Here is a 22,409-nt window from a genome sequence, read left to right as displayed (position 1 = left end):
CAAGCTGTAAACAATTACTTTAATTTTACACCGATTTTTGTTTGTTTCTATAATGAATACTGGCTGATTATCCTATAAACATCATTTATGTTATCACCTGCTTTAAAGTCCTTGCTAATAGGCGTTGGATCTGAACCTACCCATATTTTTAACTCGGCGTCTAAATCAAAGTGCCCCGCACTCTCTTTACTGAATTTAGTAATTTTAGAATAGGCAATACTGATCATTTCCATTTTAGACCCTGTCACGCCTTGCTTATCGATTAAAATAAGTCGCTTATTAGTAAAGATAAACATATCACGGACAACTTTATACGCTTTTTCAACTTGCTCACCTTCAATAAGGGTATTTGCCAACACTTTCTCTAAATCAGCGTCATCCACTTCACTGGCATTACCCATTAAACCACTAAATAGTCCCATTATAGTTTCTCCTGTTTAAATATTTGATTTTCTAATGTATGGCCATTTACTAACTGCCGATACTGCCAATTATGTTGGCGACAAAATTGCAATAGTGCTATATCGAGCGGATCACTGGTTGGTTGATACTCAATCACGTACTCTTTGTGCTGGCTCATATAAACACGACTCACCCCCTCAAGTGCTTGGAGTTGTTGCTCCACATTTTGATACACGTCGCTAAGCATTAAGGTGTAAAAGTGCTTATCGGTGTTCACTGCTTTAGTTTGGTGCTCGCTTAATACGCCTTTATCCAAATGGAGTACTTGGGAACACAGTCGTTCTAATTCAGTTAAATCATGTGAACTTAAAATAAACGTCGCTTGGTCACTTAACTGAGATACCAACTCGCGCACTTCTCTGGCATGAATAGGATCAAGCCCTGCCGTGGCTTCATCTAACATTACAATTTGTGGTGAGCCAATTAATGCTTGCGCTATGGTTACACGCTTGCGCATACCGTGGGATAAATCCCCAGCGCGGTTTTTTGCAATTTCGCTAAGGCCCACTAAATCAAGCACACGAAGTGCCTCTACGTGGCTTTGCTTAGTACTCATGCCTTGTAGCTTGGCATAAAAACTAAGTTGTTTATCTATATTAAAACGCGGATCAAGCTGGGCATCTTGCGGTAATGCACTCACTTTATTAAATAAAGCAGCGCTGCCTGGTTTATGGCCGAGTATTTCAAGCTCTCCCATGCTAGGGGCTATATAGCCGCACAGCAAACTAAATAAAGTAGTTTTTCCTGCGCCATTAGGGCCAACAAGCGCAACGGGAGCACCTTTTTGAATCTCAAAATTCACATTATTAAGAGCCAGTTTTGAGCCGTACGATTTACTTAAATTACGCCCTGTGATTAATGATTTCATAGTGAGCTCCTTGCAAAAACACGTTGCGCAACCACAAGTAGCACCGCTGTTTGCACAAGCGGAATAGCCAATGCACCCAATAGCGGTAAGTTCTGTCCCGCTAATAACTCTATTTGCACACCAGGGAATAAATAATCAAGCACACTTAATGCGGGTATTTGCCACTCCAGCAATCCAACAATAATGCCACCGGCTGTAAAATATAAAATGGCTAACACAATAGATAAGCGAGATGAGCTCGCAAAAGTATTAATCAAACTCATTAACGCAACAAACGGCGCAAAAGTAACAATGAGAATTAAAAATATTGAAACTGCACGGCCAACGCCACCAGCAAGTAAGCTCGGATCGCGAAACCCGAGCACCGCCAATGTCGCTACCAATGTAATGCCAACTAAACAGGTTAGTACCGCTAACTGCCCTAAAAATCGACCAAAGAGTATTTCAAAGCGGGTTGAGCGCAGTGATAAAAACCTTAAAGTCCCCCTCTCTCTGTCACCCACAGTTTGATCACTACAAATAAATAAGCTAAAAACAGGAAAACTATACAAAGCAATTAGCCAATACATAGCAAATTCGGCTTCAGGCCAATCAAGTAACTTATTTAATCCAATAGAGCCGGAAATATCACGGGCTATTTGTTCAAAATCGGGGGAGCTGATAATGCCCACTGCCTGCCCTATGGGGTAACGTAAAATAACAAGCCACACTAGTGCAAAAGCCGCCAGTGCAATAAGTCCTCGTTTAGTTAAAAACATACGTACAAGCTCAAAACCCGCAATTTGAGTTAAGCGCCCTACGTTTATTGGTAATGGTGTTGCCATTGACTATCCTTAATGACGTTGTTCATGCTTTAAAATAAGCGTTATTTAACAACACTAAGTGTAAACACGTTGAATTGCTAGCAAAAAAAAGCCTACTCAGAGGTAGGCTTTGTAACAAATAATGTAATTTAAACAATTAGTAATTATAAATGTTGCTCATAAATAGCTAATGCTTGCTGTAAGTCGGCAATTAAATCTTCAGCATCTTCTAAGCCAATGTGCAAACGAATAACAGGTCCATGCTCCCATCCTGTTTGCGAGCGCAGCCCTTTCATTGATAGGTTTGCCGTTACTAAGCTCTCAAAGCCTCCCCAAGAAAAGCCCATTTTAAAATGCTGCAAGCTATCTAAAAAAGCATCAATGGCCTTTTGGTTACCGGTTTTCATTACAAACGAAAACAAACCATTACTACCGTCAAAATCGCGTTTGAAAAATTCATGCCCAGGACATGTTTCAAATGCTGGGTGGCGAATATGATCAACTAACTCGTGCTGCTCTAACCATTTAGCAACCTCAATAGCCGCTTTTTCATGCTGATTTAATCGCACCGCCATGGTACGCAAACCTCGTAGTGCTAAATACGCATCATCTGCACTGGTGCATTGCCCGAGTAAATAAGAGTGTTCACGAAGTGTTGGCCAATATTTTTTATTCGCTACAGCTACGCCCATCATCACATCTGAATGACCTACAATATATTTGGTTGCCGCTTGAATACTAATATCAACACCATGTTCAAGTGGGCGATAGTGCAAACCATTACCATAAGTGTTATCAAGCACTGTCATCACATTATGATCATTTGCCACTTGCACCATAGCGGGAACATCTTGAATTTCCATGGTAATTGAACCCGGAGATTCTAAAAACAACACTTTGGTATTGTCTTGAATGTACTCTTTTATATCTGCGCCAATCATGGGCGGATAATAGGTCGTAGTAATGCCCAGCCCCGCTAAAATCTTGTCGCAAAAATCACGGGTTGGCTCGTAAACAGTATCCACTATTAAAATATGATCACCGGACTTTAAAAACGATAACAATGTTTGGCTTATCGCTGCCGCGCCACATGGGTATAAGGCACAGCCTTCACCCCCTTCGAGTTCAGTAATTGCCTCTTGCAGGGCAAAATGCGTAGTGGTGCCACGACGGCCATAAAATAACGTTTTATCACCGCGTGTTTTAGCCGCTTCTTTAAGCTCACTCACAGAATCAAACACAATCGTTGAAGCGCGCTGTACCACAGGATTGACTACGCCATGGGTGTACGCTTTTTTGCGCCCTGATGAGACTAACTGAGTATTTTTATTTTTGCTCGACATGATTCATCCTTCTATCTGAGTACGCCAATATTCAATTAAATAACGCGAAATTGAATCAGCTCTAGGTAGCTTTAAATGCTCCCCTTGATGGTGCCAATCTTTAAATTGCGCAAGTTCTTCGCGAGAAAACCACTTTGCATCTTCAAGTTCATCTTGCTCTGTGCTTATTTCATCACTGCTTGCTGTGGCAATAAAACCTAGCATAATTGACGAAGGAAACGGCCAAGGTTGCGAAGCAATGTATTCTGCTTTTTCCACAGTAATACCCGCCTCTTCTTTTACTTCTCGGATCACGGTTTGTTCAAGGGTTTCACCAGGGTCAACAAAGCCTGCAAGGGATGAATACAATCCTTTTGGCCAAGTTGCTTGGCGACCCAATAAGCAGCGTTCAATCCCATCAGAAAATGTTTTAGTTACTACCATAATAACCGCAGGATCGGTACGCGGAAAAGTCTGGTGCAAACACGCAGGATTGTCGCATAATCGAGAGTGACCCGCTTCAACTAAGTGATTTTTGGTACCACAACGACCACAAAAACTATGAGTGGCATGCCAGTAACACAACCCACGGGCAAGCGCTGCATTTGAGCCATCTTCAAGCGCCACCTGTGTACCAAACTGGCGAATATCTGCAAACTGGGCTCCATCAATAATCGTTGCTAATAACGACTCGTCGAGTGCGGTTACATCTAGCGCAAATACGGCATTATCCTGCTCATTTGAACCTAAAAAAATAGCCTGCGTTAAATCTAAATGTGCCACCTGTAGGTAAGCCAAATACACCACCTCAGGGCTACTGTTAGCAAATAAGGTGTGATTGCCTTTAACTAAAAGCCATAAGCTGTCTGCTGTTTTTTTTGCGTCTACCCAAGTAGGGTCTTTGCGCGCATTTGAGCCTCTGTCTAATGGCATATTACTGTAGTTAAGCATGTAATTCCTTGATACTAATTGATTCTTAAAATTACCATAATCATCCACTAAACCCAATTTATTACCGCCATAAAAAAAGCCTAAATTAGGCTTAATTAATCTATGCACCCGCTGTATTAAAAATGCTCATGTTGAAGGTGGGCATTCTGCTCAAAATTACACCGAACCAACGCAGCGCTTATACTTTTTAAAGTAGTAACTGATTGTCAATTAAATGAAATTGCTCAGCACTTTGCTTAAGTACCTCTGCGGTTAATTTATCAGCACCGTATACATCACACGAAACATTGTATTGATTTTTTAAGTGCCCAAGTAATAACGCAAAGTCACCGTCACCCGAGAGTAAAATAACCTTATCAAGCTGCTTTCCCTGCTCTAGCATATCTATGGTTATACCTACATCCCAATCGCCTTTGGCACTGCCGTCACGGCGTTGAATAAAGGGTTTTAGTTTTACTTCAAAGCCAATAGCGCGCAAAATATTTTGAAACTGATTTTGCTTTTCATCACCTCGGTATATTGCATAAGCAAACGCACATTCAATATCGTATTGTTGCTCTATCATTCGCCAAAAGGCATTGTAATCAAAGTTTTTACCGTAGCTTTCGCGACAGGTGTAATAAATATTTTGTACATCGACAAAAATACCTACACGAGGTTTGCTGCTTTGTTGTGAGGTCATTATTATGTCCTAATGAGTAATACTTGCAATTGCGTGTTAAGTAACCTAAATTAGTTACCAAACCCAATGTAACCAAATACGGTTACATTTTAAGATGTAACCAAAATTAGTTACATATAAATAATCTATCTGGATTTATATGATTGGTGTGATCAGCGGCGATATAATTAAATCGCAAAAAATACCTAAACAACAATACGATGCCATGCTTTATCAGCTAGAGCAAAGTTTACGTGCAAATTGTAATAAAACAACATCTTGGGATATTTACCGTGGGGATGCATTTCAGCTGCAAGTAGAAAAAAGTGAACGGTTAGTTACCACCGCTATTCTTATCTATCTACAGCTCAAATCTGCCGGCTATGAATTGCGCCAAAGCATGGCATTGGGACACATAGATAACCCTGGTACGAGTATAAAAACTGCTACAGGCTCTGCATTTACTCTCTCTGGTCATGAGCTAGATAAAATGACAAACCAACGTTTTACATTTGCTATTGCAAAACAACCAGTTGATGAGAGCTTTAAGCTAAACCTAGCGTTTGTCGATGTATTACTGTGTAAAATAACCCAAAAACAAGCAAATGCTTTGTATGTATATTTAACCCATACTAATAACAACCATGCAGCCTTAGCTAATGAGCTCAACACCAGCCGCGAAAACGTTACTAAGCTGCTTAACCTTGCTAACTATCAGCTGATAGAACGATTTATTTTACATGCACAACAACAGCTTAAAAGCATACAGCAAGGACATGACTAATGGAATTTTCAATATTGCTCGTCGCACTGATTATTAGCCACTTACTCGCTGATTTTTATTGGCAACCCATGAGCTGGGTAAACGACAGAAACACCCGTCATTTTAAAGCAAAAAAACTTTACTACCATGTATTGGTTCACGGAGTTACCAGCGCTGTCGTTGTTGCACTTTGGGAATATAGCTTTGGCTGGCAACAACTAAGCAGCGTATTACTGGCCACCGGTATTATTATGATCAGCCACTACTTTATTGATATTGCAAAATCGTATTCAAATAAAGGCGTGGTGCCTTTTTTATTAGACCAAATTGCCCATATCACCGTCCTTGTTGTGATAAGCATTTGGCTCACTGATAATCAGCAATTTACTAACAATTTTATGGCGTTATTGTTCAACGAAAAAGTGCTGTGGGTTATAACTGGTTACCTTATTATTTTAAGTCCCAGTGCGGTATTTATAAGAATGATGTTAGAGCGTTTAACTAATCACTTTTCTAGTGATGGTAGCCTCCCTTTAGCAGGACAAAGTATTGGTATGCTCGAACGAGTACTTATGCTGACATTTATTTTATTAGATCAGTTTGCTGGGCTTGGGTTTTTAATTGCCGCCAAATCCGTGTTTAGATTTGGCGACTTAAGTGCCAGCAAAGATAAACAACTCACGGAATATGTGATGCTAGGCACGTTACTGAGTGTTAGCGTTACGCTGTTTGTTGGCCTAGGCATTAATTACTTACTGATAAATTAAAAACAAAAAAGCGCTAACCTTAAAGCTAGCGCTTTTTTTGCAGCTGCGTTTAACTAAACGCAGTGACAATTAGTCGTTATTTGCTGGACGACGACGGCGCTGACCAGTGCCCCCTACCGATTGGCGTTTTGCCCAAGGGTTTTGTGCATTCTCGTCTGTTTTTGCTGCTGGCTTTTTAGAACCACCACGACGTGGGCCTGTACCATTGCCACCATTGTTAGGCTTTTTGCTATTAGGTTTGCTGCTATCAGATTTAGGCTTATTAAATGGTTGTTTTTTCTTTGGCTTTTTAGCAGGCAGTGGGCGAGCATCGAGGGCGCGCTCAGCAACAGGGTTAGCCGGTTCAAAGCCTTCTTCTTCAGCACGAGGAATTAACTCGCCAATAAAGCGTTCAATACCGTATAAATCCACTGCATCGTCGACCGTTACAAACGAAATGGCATGCCCTGATGCACCCGCACGACCAGTTCGGCCAATACGGTGAACATAATCTTCATATACATTAGGTAAGTCGTAGTTAACTACGTGTGGAAGCTCAACAATATCTAAACCACGGGCAACAATATCGGTTGCCACTAATACGCGCACTTCACCACTTTTAAAGCCTTCCAATGCTTTAACACGTGCGCCCTGAGATTTATTACCATGGATTGCTGCGCCAACAATATCATCACGTTCCAGTTGCTTAACTAAACGGTTAGCACCGTGTTTAGTACGGCTAAATACCAGTACTTGTTGCCAATTGTTGCTACGAATTAAATGGCTTAATAAGGCCGTTTTACGCGCTTTATCTACTGCGTACACGCATTGAGTCACGCTTTTAGCAGTCGTGTTTTTGGCAGCGACTGAAATTTCAACCGGATCGTTAATTAACCCTTTGGCCAATGCACGAATGTCGTCAGAAAAGGTTGCTGAGAACATTAAGTTTTGACGTTTTTCAGGCATTTTTGCAATTAAGCGTTTAATGTCGTGGATAAAGCCCATGTCTAACATACGGTCGGCTTCATCTAAAACCAGTACTTCAATGCTATCAAATTTAACCGCGTTTTGATTGTGTAAATCAATTAAACGCCCAGGTGTGGCCACTAAAATATCAACCCCTTTACGCAGGCGCTGCATTTGTGGGTTAATTTTTACACCACCGTAAACCACAAACGAACTCACATCAGAATGCTTAGCGTATTCTTCAACGTTTTCGCTTACTTGCAACGCAAGCTCTCGGGTTGGCGTTAAAATAAGCGCACGTACATGATTACTTTTTGCTTTAGTGCCCGACGATAAACGCTCAATTAGTGGCAAAGTAAAACCAGCGGTTTTACCGGTACCTGTTTGTGCTGCGGCCATTACATCGCGACGCGCAATAATTGCTGGGATAGCTTGAGCCTGAATAGGCGTTGGCGTTTCATAGCCCTTTTCTAAAACCGCATTAACTAAAGACTGTGATAAACCTAAACCATCAAAACTCATATAAACTCTCTATTTCAAATTAGGCCAAAGTGGCCAGTTGCGCGCATTATACCTTTAGTAGCTCAGAATGCATGCCATTATTTACTTTGTGTCAAATCAATACACACAAATACTAAAAAAAGCGGCTAAACAGCCGCTTTTTATTTACCTGAGCATTACATATGCTAAAGGATTATTTTACACCTAGCTCACGTAAACGCTCTTGTAAGTAGCTATCTGCTGTGTAGCGTTCAGATAACACCACATCTGGACGAGGATGCAAAAACAAAGGTAATGAAATACGTGATTTGGTTGTTGCTTTACCTGATGGATTAATTACACGGTGAATCGTTGATGGGAAATAGCCACCTGATGCTTCTTGTAGCATGTCACCAATATTAATAATTAAACTACCAAAATCACATGGCACATCTAACCAACCGCCATCGGTTTTTTGTACTTGTAAACCTGGCTCGTTTGACGCTGGTAATACAGTTAATAAGTTAATATCACCGTGCGCAGCAGCACGAATAGCACCTGGCTCTTCATCACCTGTCATTGGCGGGTAATGTAAAATACGTAACAACGTTTGCTCAGACTGGGCAATCATATCTTTTAAATCGATAGAGAACTTAGCACGGACTTCTTCAGGCGCTTCAGCCTGAACCCAGCTTAATAATGTTGCCGCAAACTCATTAGCTAAACGGTAGTACTCACGCACATCAGCCTCTAGTTGTGCAGGAACACGGCCTTTAGGGTAAACATGAAAGTACTCTTTAATGTCTTTTACTGTATGGCCTTTAGCAACTTCTGATACCGACGGTGGAAAATAGCCATCTTGCGTTTCTTTTGAAAATAAAAACTCATGCTTTTGCTCTGAGTTAAAAAAGTCTTGCCAATTTTTATAAATAGACTCAACTAAAGATTGCGGAATAGGATGGTTTTTTAATACGCCAAAACCAGTATTTCTCAACGATTCAACAAATTGCGCAGCCGCATCGTCCGCTTTATAATCAACTGTAGGTAATTGCATGGTACATTCCAGTAAGTAGGTTGTTAGAAGCCATTTACCAATTCGCTTGAGTGTAGGTATATTTAACGATAAAAAAATAAAGTTCTAACTAAGCAAAAAATTATATCTAGTTGTTCTAAATAAAATTTTTTTAATAACGTTAGAAAATGATTTAAACCGTTAAATTATTCAAATATTTATACGAATTGGTATTACATTCAAATATAGCTGAACTACTTAATTCAAGTAATAAAGACTGCATTTTTATGCTGTGCGAGGATAGACAAACCCCTTTGAAATTATAAGGACATATGTCCGCACTCAATTGGCAAGCCCTTTCTAGCTTGATCGAGATCAAAATAATGCCAATATTGAATTTTCATCCCACCGTACCAATCTCTTATTTATCAGCACCACACACTTTATCAATTAGTTAAGGTATTCTCATGCGACAAAAAGTCTCTTTTAAAAGCGGTGAATTAGAACTTGCTGGACAACTTGAACAGCCCTCTGGTGAGGTGAAATTTTATGCCTTATTTGCCCACTGTTTTACCTGCTCTAAAGATGTAGCGGCTGCAACACGAATAAGCCGCGCACTCACTCAGCAAGGCATTGCTGTATTACGCTTTGATTTTACAGGGCTTGGTAATAGCGATGGTGACTTTGCCAACAGTAACTTTTCATCAAACATTCAAGACTTAGTGGCTGCTGCCAATCACTTAAGAACACACTTTAAAGCACCTCAGTTATTAATAGGTCACAGCTTAGGTGGTGCTGCGGTGCTTGCAGCAGCAGAGCACATACCCGAAGTGTCAGCTATTACGACTATAGGCGCGCCATCAGATGCCCAGCATGTTACTCATAACTTTGCTGCTCATTTAGATGAAATAAACCAATCGGGTGAAGCAAAAGTGTGTTTAGCTGGGCGTGAGTTTACGATTAAAAAGCAATTTATAGATGACATCGCCAAATACGATAACAGCCATATAGGCAAGCTTAAGCGTGCTTTGTTGGTTATGCACTCTCCTATTGATGCCACCGTGAATATTAGCGAAGCCGAAAAAATTTACGCCGCTGCCAAGCATCCAAAAAGCTTTATAAGTTTAGATAATGCCGATCACTTACTCAGCAATAAAGAAGACGCTAACTACGCAGCCGATGTCATTGCTACGTGGGCTAATCGCTATGTTAAATACGAGAAAACACCCTATAGTGCAAAATTAACTAACGGCAGTGTATTAGTTGAAGAAAAAGATCATCAATTCACTCAGCACGTGAGTACTAAAAACCATACATGGCTTGCTGATGAGCCTACTGATGTTGGTGGTAAAAACTTAGGCCCAGACCCTTATGATCATTTACTCGCTGGGCTTGGAGCGTGTACTGCAATGACACTTCGCATGTATGCAAGTCGCAAAGAGTTACCGCTAGAGCATATAAAAGTAGAGCTTAACCATACCCGCAATTACAACCAAGATTGTGATGATTGCGAAAAAACCGGCAATTTAGAGGCTATTACTCGCAAAATAACCTTACAAGGAGATTTAACTGACGCTCAGCGAAATCGATTACTCGAAATAGCCGATAAATGCCCTGTGCATAAAACGCTACATAATAGCCCTTTGGTGGTGAGTGAACTGGTAGAGTAACTTAAAACTAAAATAGCGCAGTAGGCCTGCGCTATTTTTAGGATTTTAATTTAAAAGCTGACTGTATCGTTTAATTTTCTAAAAACGCCGCTACCTCTTTACTCATTCTATCCACCAGCCATTTAGGGCCGCCATCGTACATATCGTTATGACGTGATTCTGCTATCAACGTTTGTGTAACAGGATAAACAGTTAACTCTTGGTCGGTTAAAAGCACGTTCACATCGGCTGGGTAATCACTACCTCGAAGTGTGAGCACATGTATGTTTTTATTGCGTGGCAATAACATGCGGCGGTGATCGAGCGTAATTAATTGGCTTACTTCACTTGGATAAATAGCTGTATACAAGGCTGAGATATCCCCACCATTTGAGTGGCCAAATAAAGTGAGTTTTGTAAAATCATACTCAGGGTATTTAACACTTAGCTCATTAACTAAAAATTTGAGGGTTACAACACCCCGGTGCCAATTTTCCATACGAGTAGTTAGGTATGGCTGCGCACGATTAAGCGCAGGGTCACTTTTAAGCTCATGTGCTACCGCGATGCTTAAATAGCCTTGCGCATTAAATAACTTACTTACAAAGGTATATTCATTGTGGCTAATGCCGTACCCCGCATTTACAAATACCACTGGGCATTTTACTTGCGCGCTGCACTTAAGGTGGTTAGTTGGTAGGGTAATATTTACAGGTATAGAGCGATTACGACTATCATCAATGATTGCATCGTCTTGGGCATAACTTGATGATGCAAATAGCGTAGTACTTAAAGTAAGCGCACTTAATATTAAACGCTTTTTTATAATTTTTAACATGCATTTCATTGTATTATCTATATATTTTTAACTAGTATTAATTTTTATTATAAAGGTTAGCGCGCGCCTTTGCTAATTTGTGCGATAATAGCGATTATTGTTTTACTATTATCGCAAAAGAATCCATTCATGAAATCATACAGCAGCATTGAACAGCGCATCAATATTTTACAAAGCAGAATTGAAGCCTACCAAGAAGAAATTAAAGTGTTACAAGCCGAGCCGAAAAGTAACAACGAACGCATTATTTTTAAGTTTATTGAAACCGGCAGTACAGGTAAAACCAAAGACTTTGTGAGAGAGCTTGGGATTAAATCACCGCGTGATAGCTTATATTCATCTGGTGATGTAACTAAACTGATTAAAGATGGCGCTGATGATATTTCGCCTGAGCTACTGAGCATAGCCCGCGCACTTGCTAGTGCACGTAACAAAAATGGCCCTGCTTGCTAATAGTAAATATACGTATTAGCCGTAAGCTCTTGCGGCTAATCAACCAGCTCGATATCAAGTCCTGTTAATAGATTTAACGCTTCAAGCCGTTCAAACTTTGCATTACTCACATCATTGCTTGTTATATCAATATTAAATTGCGTTGCGCCAACAAAATTTGCTTTTCTCACATTAGTTTGATGAAACAGGCTGTCTCTAAAGTCAGTATCCGAGAAGTTGCTTTGAGCTAAGTTAGCGTGTCTAAAATCGACATCTTTGGCAAAACAGTTCGTCATTGTTAAGGCTTTTAACTGTAATTCAAAAAACGAACTATGGCTCAGCTCACACTGTTTAAAACTCACCGGTGACGTTAGCGCTAATTGCGGCCAATTTACTTGCCCCCACACTATGCTATTGAGCTTACAATTTGCAAAGCTCACCTCTTCTAAGGAGCTGTAATTCCAATTAAGTTCAGTCAAATTACAGTTAATAAATTCACACTCTATAAACCGACAGGCACTAAACTGGCTGTGACTAAAATCGCAATCAATAAACTGACATTGTTCAAACTCAATATCGCTAAAGCGCTTTGCATTTGCTGTAAAGTTTGAAAATGATTGATCAAAATAATGACTATCTTTAAATAACTCGCTCATAAAAATAAAGCACCTAAATTGGGTTATGCCAAACAAAAAACCCCTTAGGTATTCAGCCTAAGGGGTTTTAATCTAACTAAAAGCTAGCTTTATTCTGCGCTTGGTAATTCTTTCTCAACTACACTAATAGCAAGCTCTGTCAGCGAATCGCTGTTTGCTTTGCTAGGCGCATCGGTTAATAAACACGATGCTTGTGTGGTTTTAGGGAAAGCAATAACGTCACGAATGTTATCAGTACCACATAACAACATAACTAAACGGTCTAAACCGAACGCTAAACCTGCATGCGGCGGTGTGCCGTATTTAAGTGCATCAAGTAAGAAACCAAATTTATCTTGCTGCTCTTGCGCTTCAATACCTAAAATTCTAAATGCCGCTTCTTGCATATCTGCATTGTGAATACGTACCGAGCCACCGCCCACTTCGTAGCCGTTTAATACCATATCGTAAGCATCTGAAATAGCCGCTGCTGGGTTTGCTTCAAGCTCACTGGCACTAATATCTTTTGGTGCAGTAAATGGATGGTGTACAGCGTGTAATGTGCCTTCGTCATCTTCTTCAAACATTGGGAAGTCAACAACCCAAAGTGGTGCCCAGCTATCTAAATTAGTGATTTCTAAATCAATACCAATTTTTAAACGAAGTGCGCCCATGGCTTCATTTACCGTGTTGCGTTTATCCGCACCAAATAAAATGATATCGCCTGTTTGTGCATTAGTACGTTCAAGTAACTGCGTGATCACATCTTCATTTAAGAATTTAGCGATTGGCGATTGCACGCCCTCAACGCCTGCATCGCGGTCATTTACTTTCATCCATGCTAAACCTTTAGCACCGTAAATACCGATAAACTTAGTGTAGTCATCTAGTTGCTTACGAGAAAGTGATGCACCACCTGGTACCGTTAGTACTGCAACACGGCCTTTTTCATCATTTGCTGGACCCGAGAATACTTTAAACTCTACGTCTTTTACTAAATCGGCTACATCAATTAGCTTCATTGGGTTACGTAAGTCTGGCTTATCAGAACCATATAGGCTCATTGCCTCAGAGTAAGGCATAATTGGGAAATCACCTAAATCAACATTTAGTAATGACTGCCACATTTCACGGATCATTTTCTCTGTCATGCCACGTACTTGATCAGAGCTCATGAACGAGGTTTCTAAATCTATTTGAGTAAATTCAGGTTGACGGTCAGCACGTAAGTCTTCATCACGGAAACATTTGACAATTTGGTAGTAACGGTCAAAACCCGACATCATCAACAATTGCTTAAATAACTGTGGCGACTGCGGTAATGCGTAAAAGCTACCTTTGTGTACACGACTTGGTACTAAATAATCACGCGCACCTTCTGGCGTTGCTTTAGTTAATACTGGCGTTTCGATATCTAAAAAGCCATTTTCATCTAAAAAGCGACGTACAAAGCTGCTTGCTTTAGCACGTAATTTAATACGGTCGCTCATTTCTAAACGACGTAAATCTAAGTAACGGTATTTTAAACGACGCTCTTCTGAGTTCACTTGGTTAAAATCAAGTGGCATAGGCTCAGAGCGGTTAATAATCGTTAAACCCGTGCCTAAAATTTCTACTTCACCGGTAGCCATGTCTTTATTTACTTGGCTGTCTGGTCGAGCGCGTACAATCCCTTTTAACTGAACACAAAATTCTTGACGAAGTTTGTTAGCTGTTTCCATTAATCCTTCAACTTCCGGATCGAATACAACTTGTACTAAACCTTCTCTATCGCGTAAATCGACAAAGATAAGTCCACCAAGGTCACGTCGTTTGTTGATCCAGCCACATAGTTCAACTTCCTGATCTACGTGAGTTTTATTTAGCTGTCCGCAGTATATAGAGCGCATAGTTTTCCTGTCAGATAAAAGGCATATAGCGGTTAAACACTGTTGTTTTAAAAGTTTTTATAAACACCAAAATGAAAATAAAACCGCTAGCAATTCAAAATAATCAAATTAAGCCCTGCATTATACCCAAGTAGGTTGAAGATGCTAGGGCGTGTTTACCTTTCGAGGTTGAATTTACAGCGCACTGTTTTGTTATTTGTTACACTACAGGCACTTTATAACAAGGCTTTTGTTTGTATGCTATATATTGGATGCCCGCAGTGGTCGAGCAGCGCATGGAAAGGAAATTTATTTTCACGCCAGTGTAAAAATGCCGATATGCTTAGCGAATATGCGCAGCATTTTAATTCGGTAGAAGGTAATACTAGCTTTTACGCCGATCCCTCGCCTGACACCGTATTACGATGGGCTGCCAGTGTACCTGATGAGTTTAAATTTACCTTTAAATTTCATCGGCGCTTTAGTCACGAACTCCAACTTACTAACGTGCAACATGAGCTAACTAATTGGCTTAATTTATTCGCCCCTCTATTTGAAAAAACAGGGCAAATAATGCTGCAATTACCTAAGGCGTTTGCGCCACAACATTTAGCTAAGCTTGCCGCTTTTATTGAGTTACTTCCTAAAGAGCTAAACTATGGGGTTGAGGTACGCCACCCTGATTTTTTTAAAAAAGGTGAGGCCGAAATCGCACTTAATCAGCTTTTAATGGCAAATAATATAAACCGTATTGCTATGGATACTCGGGCGCTCTTTGCAGTAAAGCCAACCACCGAAGCGCTAATAGACGCACAACAGAAAAAACCGCATTTACCAGTTCACGCTATTGCTACGGGCTCGCAGCCTATGGCACGTTTTGTTATTGCTGATTTAGAAAACGATTATAAGACCTTTTATCAGCCTTGGCTTAGCAAAGTAACTCAGTGGCTTGATGAGGGCAAAAGTCCTTATGTGTTTTTTCATACCGCTGATAACCGCGAAGCGCCGCTGCTTGCTCGTCAGTTTTGCCAAGATTTGGGGTATAATCACAATGTACTCAACCCATTTAGTGGCGAAAAAGAAGCCCACCAGCAAGCACTTTTTTAAAAATAAATTCAAAATACAGAGACAATAATGAGTGAATACGCACGTTACTTTACCGGCTACCCTGCCAATATCGTTGAGCAAGTATTAAGCCTAATAAAAGCAGGAAAAGTAAGTGAGTATTTACTTAAAAAATACCCGCAGGCGCATCGAATTACCAGTGATAAGTTACTGTATAGCTACGCCACTGAGCTTAAAAAGCAGTATTTAAAAAACGCCCCGCCATTTGGACGCGCTGCGTTTAAAAAACAAGGTGATATGGTTACCAATGCACTCGGTACCCACACGTACCGTATGCATGGTAAAACCCGCAAGCACGATTTAGCAATAAACAGCGATTTACTGCGCGCGCCAGAGCCATTATTAAAAGCATTAGTGGTGCACGAACTCGCGCATTTTAAAGAAAAAGACCACAATAAAGGCTTTTATAAACTGTGCTGTCATATGGAGCCACAGTACCATCAGCTAGAGCTAGATTTACGGATTTTTTGTGTGGCTATTGCGATGGGTGAGAATCCGTATAATTGAGCGGTCAGCGGTCAGCGGTCAGCGGTCAGCGGTCAGCGGTCAGCCAAAATAATGACACACGAGTTCACAATGAAAGCCCTCGTTAACAAAAAACGCGATATACATCGCGTTTTTATTATTGTCACTTTCTAATCTGACAGCTAAGAGCTTAAAAGCGTGTTAGGTTTCGTTTCACTTAACCCAGCCTACGTAAAAACGTTAAAGCCCTAATTCGGCCATAAAGTCGTCATCGCTATCATCTTGCTTTGGCTGTTTCGCTTTTTCTTTATCCGCTTTTTGCTTAGCCTCATTTTCGATAATATCGTCTGGGTCTATCGCTTCTACAATGTCAAAGTCGTGAAGTTTAATAAACTCTGTTTTATCCATCGCCAATTCTAAATAGAAGATATTTTGATTGCGAGTTGTAAACGTTACACGGCGAGCTTGCGGGCGATCCATAGTGGTATCAACCGATATTTGCACCTGTTTATTAATAGCCATCATTTTTGGCTGATTTTGGGTAATAGAGGTATGCAGTTGTTCACGCACTTTTGACGTGAAGTCGCCCACTATTTGGTTCATCAACTCACCCATCACGTTTGAAACGTCATCAGATAAGTGACTATGCGCGATTTCGTCTTCTGGCATACCCATGTTACGCATATAATCGCCGTAAATTTCCATGGCCGCTTGCGCTGTAAAGTTGGTAACAACTAAGCCGGTAAAGCCCCCGTCAAATAAAACAAAACAGCCTATGTCTGGTCGCATACAAGTACGCGTTATTTTTTGTACCATGGCTGAATAGCTGATCTCGTTGCCGCTGGCTGATGAAAGTACACCCGTTACTGAGTGGCATAATGTTGCTAATATATCGTCGGTACTAATAACCTTACTTTTGCTCATTTAATAATCTCTTTTATACTTATTCTTCATAATTCTAGTCAAGCTACTGAATTTATCACTGACTATCCAGCATAAAATGTTAAAATAGCACTATTATTTTCAAAGAGACTGCCTTCGTGAGTATAAAAGACAGTATTTATGCCTCTGAGCAACAAGTAAAAGACTTTAGTTTTGATCAAAACGTGGTTGAAGTATTTCCCGACATGATCCAACGCTCGGTACCCGGTTACGCCACCATAGTAAGTACCATGGGAAAATTAGCGGGCGAGTATGCTCAGCCAAATTCAAATTTGTATGACCTAGGCTGCTCGTTAGGGGCGGTTACCCTAAGTATGCGCCGTAATATTCAAACAGATAGCTGCCACATTATTGCTGTAGATAACTCACAAGCCATGGTGGAGCGTTGTAAGGTCCATTTACAAGGGTTCAGATCGGACGTTCCTGTAACGGTTACATTAGGTGATATTAACGAGCTTGATATTCAAAATGCCTCAGTAGTAGCGATGAATTTTACTCTGCAGTTTATTCCACCTGCGCAGCGCAAAGCGGTACTTGAAAAAATATACGCTAATTTAAAGCCCGGTGGCGTTTTGCTATTAAGTGAAAAAATTAAAGCCGAAAACGAGCAATGCGATAACTTACTGATTGACTTGCACCACGACTTTAAACGTCATAATGGCTACTCTGAGCTTGAAATAAGCCAAAAGCGTACCGCCATTGAAAACGTAATGCGCCCCGATACACTTAGCACACATACACAGCGTTTAAGCGACATTGGTTTTAGCCAAACGCAAGTGTGGTATCAATGTTTTAATTTTTGCTCAATGGTAGCAATTAAATAATTTAGAGAGTGACACATGTCTGCATGGTTTAACCAATTTTACGCTGCAATTGCACAAAGCCCACTTAGCCACTGGCTAGAAACCTTGCCTGCGCAATTAAAGCATTGGCAACAAGAGGCTAGCCATGGCGATTTGCCTCAATGGCAAAAAGTACTAAAAAACTTACCTGAGGTATCAACAAACCACGTTGATATTGTCAGCAAAGTAGCAATAGGCGCGCCTGGCGAAATGACTGAAGGCGAAAAAAAGCAAACCACGCATTTATTAAAACGAATGATGCCTTGGCGTAAAGGCCCGTTTAACGTTCACGGTATCGATATTAATACAGAATGGCGCAGTGACTGGAAATGGGATCGACTCCTACCGCATATTGAGCCATTAAAAGGCCGTACTGTATTAGATATTGGTTGTGGCTCGGGATATCACTTATGGCGTATGCGCGGTGAAGGTGCACAGTTTGTGGTGGGTATTGACCCATCTGACTTATTTTTGTGCCAGTTTCAGGCAATTAAACACTTCAACCCTGATGAAAACGTGCATTTATTACCATTAGGTGTAGAAGCCCTGCCAGAGCTTAAAGCATTTGATACGGTATTTTCGATGGGAGTACTTTATCACCGTCGCTCACCTATCGACTTTTTAGCGCAATTAAAGGCACAGCTTCGCCCTGGTGGTGAGCTAGTACTTGAAACTTTAGTTATTGAAGGCGATGAAAACACCGTACTGGTTCCGACCGACCGCTACGCAAAAATGCGTAATGTATGGTTTATTCCAAGCACTGCGGCACTAAAGCTGTGGATGGAACGTGTTGGCTTTAAAGATGTGAAAATTAAAGATTGTGCTATTACAACGCTCGACGAGCAGCGTAAAACTGACTGGATGGAAAACGAATCTTTAGTTGACTTTTTAGACCCCGCTGACACCAGTAAAACCATTGAAGGCTACCCTGCACCACTTAGAGCGATACTTACAGCTAAAGCCTAATTTGTAGTATTAATTTTTATTTCCATATTAAAAAGCGCCATTGGGCGCTTTTTTTGTTTACTAATACAGCAACTAGCGGACAAGTGTCCTTGTCTTTAAAATCAAATCCAGATTTCAACTAGCCGCGCCCTTGCAATTGTTGTAAAATACGCGCGTTTCTAAGTAAGCATCAAAACAACTATTTTGAGGAAAACCTGTGAGCGAACAAAAACAGTCTCTAAGCTATAAAGACGCGGGCGTAGATATCGACGCTGGTAATGCACTTGTTGAGCGTATTAAAGGCGTAGTTAAAAAAACTCGTCGTCCTGAAGTGATGGGCGGAATTGGTGGTTTTGGCGCACTTTGCGAAATTCCTGAAGGTTATAAGCAACCTGTACTTGTAGCAGGCACTGACGGTGTTGGCACTAAGTTACGCTTAGCAATTGACCTTAAAAAGCACGATACTGTAGGTATCGACTTAGTTGCGATGTGTGTAAATGATTTAATAGTACAAGGCGCTGAACCCCTGTTTTTTCTAGATTACTATGCAACGGGTAAACTAGATGTAGACACAGCAGCCGACGTAGTAACCGGTATTGGTAAAGGTTGTGAAATTTCAGGTTGTGCCCTAATTGGTGGCGAAACAGCTGAAATGCCAGGTATGTATGATGGTGAAGACTACGACATGGCAGGCTTTTGTACCGGTGTGGTAGAAAAATCAAAAATTATTGATGGCACTAAAGTAGCTGCAGGCGATCAACTTATTGCCCTTGCTTCTAGCGGTCCTCACTCAAATGGTTTCTCTTTAATTCGTAAAGTTTTAGAAGTCTCTAACGCTGATACTAACCAAGTGATTGATGGCAAAACCTTAGGTGAGCACCTTTTAGAACCAACACGTATTTACGTTAAACCATTACTTGAGTTGTTCAAGCAAGTAGACGTGCATGCCCTTTCGCATATTACTGGTGGCGGTTTTTGGGAAAATATCCCACGCGTATTACCTGAATCTGCTAAAGCGGTTGTTAAAGGTAATAGCTGGCAGTGGCCAAGTGTGTTTAGCTGGTTGCAAGAAAACGGCAACATTACAACACACGAAATGTACCGCACATTTAACTGTGGTGTAGGCATGGTGTTAGTTGTACCTGCGGATGAGCTTGAAAATAGCTTAAATATCTTAAAAGATCTTGGCGAGAACGCATGGCACCTTGGTGAAATCCAAGATGCAGTTGCTGGCGAAGAGCAAGTTGAAATTGTAGGTGGTGCTGCGTAATGGCACCCACTCGTCTAGTAGTTTTGATCTCAGGCAGTGGCTCAAATTTACAAGCCATTATAGACGCCTGTGAAAGCGGCGAGATAAACGCCCATATAGCGGCTGTTATTAGTAACAAAGCAGACGCTTATGGGTTAGAGCGTGCAAAAAATGCAGGTATTGCCACACACGTGCTGAGTCATAAAGAGTTTGACTCACGCGAAGCGTACGATGCCCAATTAATGCATATAATTGACTCTTTTGAACCAAATCTAGTTGTATTAGCTGGGTTTATGCGTATTCTAACTCCTAGCTTAGTGCAAAAATATGTTGGAAAAATGTTGAACATTCATCCATCTTTGTTGCCTAAGTATCAGGGGCTGAATACCCACCAAAGAGCAATTGATGCAAAAGACGACATTCACGGCGTTAGTGTTCACTTTGTTACTGAAGAATTAGACGGCGGACCCGTTATTCTTCAAGCCAAAGTGCCTGTATTAGCAGACGATACAGCAGACACGCTCGCTAAGCGTGTGCATGCGCAAGAGCACATAATTTATCCTTTGGTGGTCAAGTGGTTCAGTGAACAACGACTTACGATGGAAGCAGATTATGCAGTTCTTGACGAAAAACAACTTCCTGCACACGGCGCGCACTACCCAAAATAAAAAATTAAGTGCCTGGCTATTATGTGCGGGCACTTTATTACTTCCTACCAGCCTGATTGCAGGTGAGTTAACCCAGTATCAAGCCAGCTACGATATTTTGCGCAAAGGCACTAATCATGGCAAAGCCGAGCGTGAACTAAAAAAACTCGATAATAATAACTACCAAGTCACTTACCACAGCGATATTGAATGGATGATTTTCTCTGACTCACGTCAAGAGTCATCAACCTTTAGCTTTATGAATGATACAGTAGAGCCTATTGATTACACGATGATCCGAACAGGCACTGGGCCTGACAAAAAGTATAAAATTAACTTTGACCGTCTAACCAAAACTGTTACCAGTAACACCAGCGATTACCCGTTAAAATGCCAATGGCATGATAACTTCCAAGATGGTATTTCTTATCAAGTACAAGTTCGTGAAGGACTTAAAAAAGGAAAAACCAGTTTCTCGTTTCCACTGGTTGATAAAAAAGGTAATTGCCGTGACTACGACTTTGAAGTGGTAGAAACCGAAATGATTTCTCTGCCTATAGGTAATGTAGAAGCAGTGAAAGTTAAACGCTTATACGATAACGATAAACGCCAAGCTTTAGCCTGGTTTGCCCCAGAAATGGATTACATGCTAGTGCGCATGTGGAAGGGTGAAAAAGGTGTGGAGCAGTTTGAAGTGCAAATGAAATCGTTTACCGTGATCAATCCACCTGCTTTATCTGCAGAAGTTAAAAGCGAACTAACACCAGAATAAAATGCTTACAAGGTGCTAATAAAAAGCCCAAGTGTGATAACCATAACTTGGGCTTTTCATTTCAATACTTAAATTTGAAACTTTAAGTTGAGTTTCGTTTTACTCTACCAACCTACATTAATTCACCCATTTTAAATAACGCAAACTCTCCTGGCTGCATTTTTTGCCAGCGTTCATCGTTGGTTAGCGGCCTTGTTGCTATAACCGTTACCACATCGTTTGGTGTGGTTTCTTGTTGAAAGTCGACCACCATATCAGCATCAATAAGTGTTGCTTTACCAAATGGCGCACGGCGCGTTATATAATGTAAATTATTAGTACAATACGCTAAAACAAATACACCATCGGTCAATAACATATTAAACACGCCTTTTTCACGTAGCGTATGCGAAAGCTTAGCCGCATATCTAAAAACCGACGCCATATTACTTGGTCGCTGCGGGTACTTTTCACGAATTTTGTCAAGCAACCAGCAAAATGCCAACTCGCTATCGGTATTACCCACAGGTCGATAATATTCAGGTTTTAAATCATGATAATTTGAAAGCTGCCCGTTATGAGCATAGGTTATTTCACGCCCCCACAACTCACGAGTAAACGGATGGGTGTTTTCAAGACACACTCGCCCGCGGTTGCCTTGACGAATATGACTTATCACCGATACGCTTTTAATCGGATAAGCTTTAACTAATTTAGCTATTTCTGACTGGTAACTTGGCTCAGGATCTTTAAAGGTTCTACAACCTTTGCCTTCATAAAAAGTAATGCCCCAGCCATCTTTATGCGGCCCCGTATTGCCACCGCGCTCCAACAACCCTGAAAAACTAAAACAAATATCCGTTGGCACATTGGCTGACATGCCAAGTAATTCACACATAAAATAAATAAACCTTTAAAAAGCTAAACATAGAATATCGTTCTATTTTTAATAAGCGTACACTGAAAATCATAAGTATATTTACTTAA

24 protein-coding genes are annotated in these 22,409 nt (G+C 40.8%); 11 read left to right on the top strand and 13 right to left on the bottom strand.

The window, feature by feature from the left end; all coding sequences use genetic code 11:
• Positions 1-47 precede the first annotated feature (47 nt).
• From PSM_RS05525 to PSM_RS05500, 6 genes are all read right to left on the bottom strand, one after another.
• Complete coding sequence (locus tag PSM_RS05525; RefSeq protein WP_013464587.1) at positions 48-422, bottom strand: PH domain-containing protein; 375 nt, start codon at positions 420-422, stop codon at positions 48-50.
• The gene (locus PSM_RS05520) at positions 422-1,330 is read right to left on the bottom strand and encodes an ABC transporter ATP-binding protein (protein ID WP_013464586.1); all 909 of its coding nucleotides are present in this window, start codon (positions 1,328-1,330) and stop codon (positions 422-424) included. Before PSM_RS05520 ends, PSM_RS05525 begins: the two co-directional genes overlap by 1 nt.
• A complete protein-coding gene (locus PSM_RS05515; RefSeq protein ID WP_013464585.1) occupies positions 1,327-2,154 on the bottom strand; it encodes an ABC transporter permease in 828 nt (275 codons plus the stop codon). The genes PSM_RS05520 and PSM_RS05515 overlap by 4 nt, the downstream gene beginning before the upstream one ends.
• 143 nt (positions 2,155-2,297) lie before the next feature.
• A complete protein-coding gene (locus PSM_RS05510) occupies positions 2,298-3,476 on the bottom strand; it encodes a cystathionine beta-lyase (protein WP_013464584.1) in 1,179 nt (392 codons plus the stop codon).
• Between the two features lie 3 nt (positions 3,477-3,479).
• Entirely contained in the window at positions 3,480-4,406 is a 927-nt protein-coding gene (nudC, locus tag PSM_RS05505; protein ID WP_013464583.1) for an NAD(+) diphosphatase, read from the bottom strand.
• A 187-nt stretch (positions 4,407-4,593) separates the two neighbouring features.
• Positions 4,594-5,088 (bottom strand): LabA-like NYN domain-containing protein, encoded by a 495-nt coding sequence (locus PSM_RS05500; protein WP_013464582.1) that lies wholly within the window; start codon positions 5,086-5,088, stop codon positions 4,594-4,596.
• A 139-nt stretch (positions 5,089-5,227) separates the two neighbouring features.
• On the opposite strand from PSM_RS05500, the gene PSM_RS05495 reads away from it, so the two are divergent.
• Together PSM_RS05495 and PSM_RS05490 are read left to right on the top strand one after the other, a co-directional pair.
• Complete coding sequence (locus PSM_RS05495) at positions 5,228-5,851, top strand: hypothetical protein (RefSeq protein WP_013464581.1); 624 nt, start codon at positions 5,228-5,230, stop codon at positions 5,849-5,851.
• Entirely contained in the window at positions 5,851-6,597 is a 747-nt protein-coding gene (locus PSM_RS05490; RefSeq protein ID WP_013464580.1) for a DUF3307 domain-containing protein, read from the top strand. The genes PSM_RS05495 and PSM_RS05490 overlap by 1 nt, the downstream gene beginning before the upstream one ends.
• A gap of 69 nt (positions 6,598-6,666) precedes the next feature.
• Here PSM_RS05490 and PSM_RS05485 read toward each other — a convergent pair whose 3' ends face one another.
• Both PSM_RS05485 and PSM_RS05480 read right to left on the bottom strand, forming a co-directional pair.
• The gene (locus PSM_RS05485) at positions 6,667-8,064 is read right to left on the bottom strand and encodes a DEAD/DEAH box helicase (protein ID WP_013464579.1); all 1,398 of its coding nucleotides are present in this window, start codon (positions 8,062-8,064) and stop codon (positions 6,667-6,669) included.
• A 172-nt stretch (positions 8,065-8,236) separates the two neighbouring features.
• A complete protein-coding gene (locus tag PSM_RS05480; protein WP_013464577.1) occupies positions 8,237-9,076 on the bottom strand; it encodes an isopenicillin N synthase family dioxygenase in 840 nt (279 codons plus the stop codon).
• Positions 9,077-9,501: 425 nt separating this feature from the next.
• Between PSM_RS05480 and PSM_RS05475 the strand changes: the two genes are divergently transcribed.
• On the top strand, positions 9,502-10,704 hold the full coding sequence (locus tag PSM_RS05475; protein WP_013464576.1) for a bifunctional alpha/beta hydrolase/OsmC family protein: 1,203 nt from the start codon (positions 9,502-9,504) through the stop codon (positions 10,702-10,704).
• Between the two features lie 70 nt (positions 10,705-10,774).
• Here the strand turns inward: PSM_RS05475 and PSM_RS05470 are convergent, their stop codons facing one another.
• Complete coding sequence (locus PSM_RS05470; protein ID WP_013464575.1) at positions 10,775-11,521, bottom strand: hypothetical protein; 747 nt, start codon at positions 11,519-11,521, stop codon at positions 10,775-10,777.
• A gap of 129 nt (positions 11,522-11,650) precedes the next feature.
• Here PSM_RS05470 and PSM_RS05465 point away from each other — a divergent pair, with 129 nt between their 5' ends.
• Positions 11,651-11,974, top strand: a complete 324-nt coding sequence (locus tag PSM_RS05465) for a hypothetical protein (RefSeq protein ID WP_013464574.1) — start codon at positions 11,651-11,653, stop codon at positions 11,972-11,974.
• Between the two features lie 35 nt (positions 11,975-12,009).
• Here PSM_RS05465 and PSM_RS05460 read toward each other — a convergent pair whose 3' ends face one another.
• Positions 12,010-12,609, bottom strand: a complete 600-nt coding sequence (locus tag PSM_RS05460; protein WP_013464573.1) for a pentapeptide repeat-containing protein — start codon at positions 12,607-12,609, stop codon at positions 12,010-12,012.
• A gap of 89 nt (positions 12,610-12,698) precedes the next feature.
• Positions 12,699-14,477: an aspartate--tRNA ligase gene (gene aspS, locus PSM_RS05455; RefSeq protein ID WP_013464572.1), complete on the bottom strand. Its 1,779-nt coding sequence runs from the start codon at positions 14,475-14,477 to the stop codon at positions 12,699-12,701.
• A 237-nt stretch (positions 14,478-14,714) separates the two neighbouring features.
• Here aspS and PSM_RS05450 point away from each other — a divergent pair, with 237 nt between their 5' ends.
• Together PSM_RS05450 and PSM_RS05445 are read left to right on the top strand one after the other, a co-directional pair.
• On the top strand, positions 14,715-15,563 hold the full coding sequence (locus PSM_RS05450; RefSeq protein WP_013464571.1) for a DUF72 domain-containing protein: 849 nt from the start codon (positions 14,715-14,717) through the stop codon (positions 15,561-15,563).
• A 27-nt stretch (positions 15,564-15,590) separates the two neighbouring features.
• Positions 15,591-16,088 (top strand): M48 metallopeptidase family protein, encoded by a 498-nt coding sequence (locus tag PSM_RS05445; protein WP_013464570.1) that lies wholly within the window; start codon positions 15,591-15,593, stop codon positions 16,086-16,088.
• A gap of 198 nt (positions 16,089-16,286) precedes the next feature.
• On the opposite strand, the gene PSM_RS05440 is transcribed toward PSM_RS05445, so the two are convergent.
• Positions 16,287-16,970: a DUF3334 family protein gene (locus tag PSM_RS05440; protein ID WP_008111638.1), complete on the bottom strand. Its 684-nt coding sequence runs from the start codon at positions 16,968-16,970 to the stop codon at positions 16,287-16,289.
• Positions 16,971-17,086: 116 nt separating this feature from the next.
• Here PSM_RS05440 and cmoA point away from each other — a divergent pair, with 116 nt between their 5' ends.
• The 5 genes from cmoA to PSM_RS05415 all read left to right on the top strand — a co-directional run bounded on the left by cmoA (position 17,087) and on the right by PSM_RS05415 (position 21,443).
• Positions 17,087-17,812, top strand: coding sequence for a carboxy-S-adenosyl-L-methionine synthase CmoA (cmoA, locus tag PSM_RS05435; RefSeq protein WP_008111640.1), 726 nt, complete (start codon positions 17,087-17,089; stop codon positions 17,810-17,812).
• Positions 17,813-17,827: 15 nt separating this feature from the next.
• On the top strand, positions 17,828-18,796 hold the full coding sequence (gene cmoB / locus PSM_RS05430) for a tRNA 5-methoxyuridine(34)/uridine 5-oxyacetic acid(34) synthase CmoB (RefSeq protein WP_013464569.1): 969 nt from the start codon (positions 17,828-17,830) through the stop codon (positions 18,794-18,796).
• 196 nt (positions 18,797-18,992) lie between these two features.
• The gene (gene purM, locus PSM_RS05425; protein WP_013464568.1) at positions 18,993-20,045 is read left to right on the top strand and encodes a phosphoribosylformylglycinamidine cyclo-ligase; all 1,053 of its coding nucleotides are present in this window, start codon (positions 18,993-18,995) and stop codon (positions 20,043-20,045) included.
• Positions 20,045-20,692 carry a phosphoribosylglycinamide formyltransferase gene (gene purN / locus PSM_RS05420; RefSeq protein WP_013464567.1) on the top strand — a complete coding sequence of 216 codons (648 nt, stop codon included), beginning with the start codon at positions 20,045-20,047 and terminating at the stop codon, positions 20,690-20,692. Before purM ends, purN begins: the two co-directional genes overlap by 1 nt.
• Entirely contained in the window at positions 20,646-21,443 is a 798-nt protein-coding gene (locus PSM_RS05415) for a DUF3108 domain-containing protein (RefSeq protein ID WP_013464566.1), read from the top strand. The genes purN and PSM_RS05415 overlap by 47 nt, the downstream gene beginning before the upstream one ends.
• A gap of 112 nt (positions 21,444-21,555) precedes the next feature.
• On the opposite strand, the gene PSM_RS05410 is transcribed toward PSM_RS05415, so the two are convergent.
• Positions 21,556-22,320, bottom strand: a complete 765-nt coding sequence (locus PSM_RS05410; RefSeq protein WP_013464565.1) for a class II glutamine amidotransferase — start codon at positions 22,318-22,320, stop codon at positions 21,556-21,558.
• Positions 22,321-22,409 lie beyond the last annotated feature (89 nt).

The organism is Pseudoalteromonas sp. SM9913, assembly GCF_000184065.1.
Classification (GTDB): Bacteria; Pseudomonadota; Gammaproteobacteria; order Enterobacterales; family Alteromonadaceae; genus Pseudoalteromonas; species Pseudoalteromonas tetraodonis.
The sequence above is the reverse complement of the archived record's forward strand: the minus strand, read 5'-3'. Positions and strand labels throughout refer to the sequence as shown.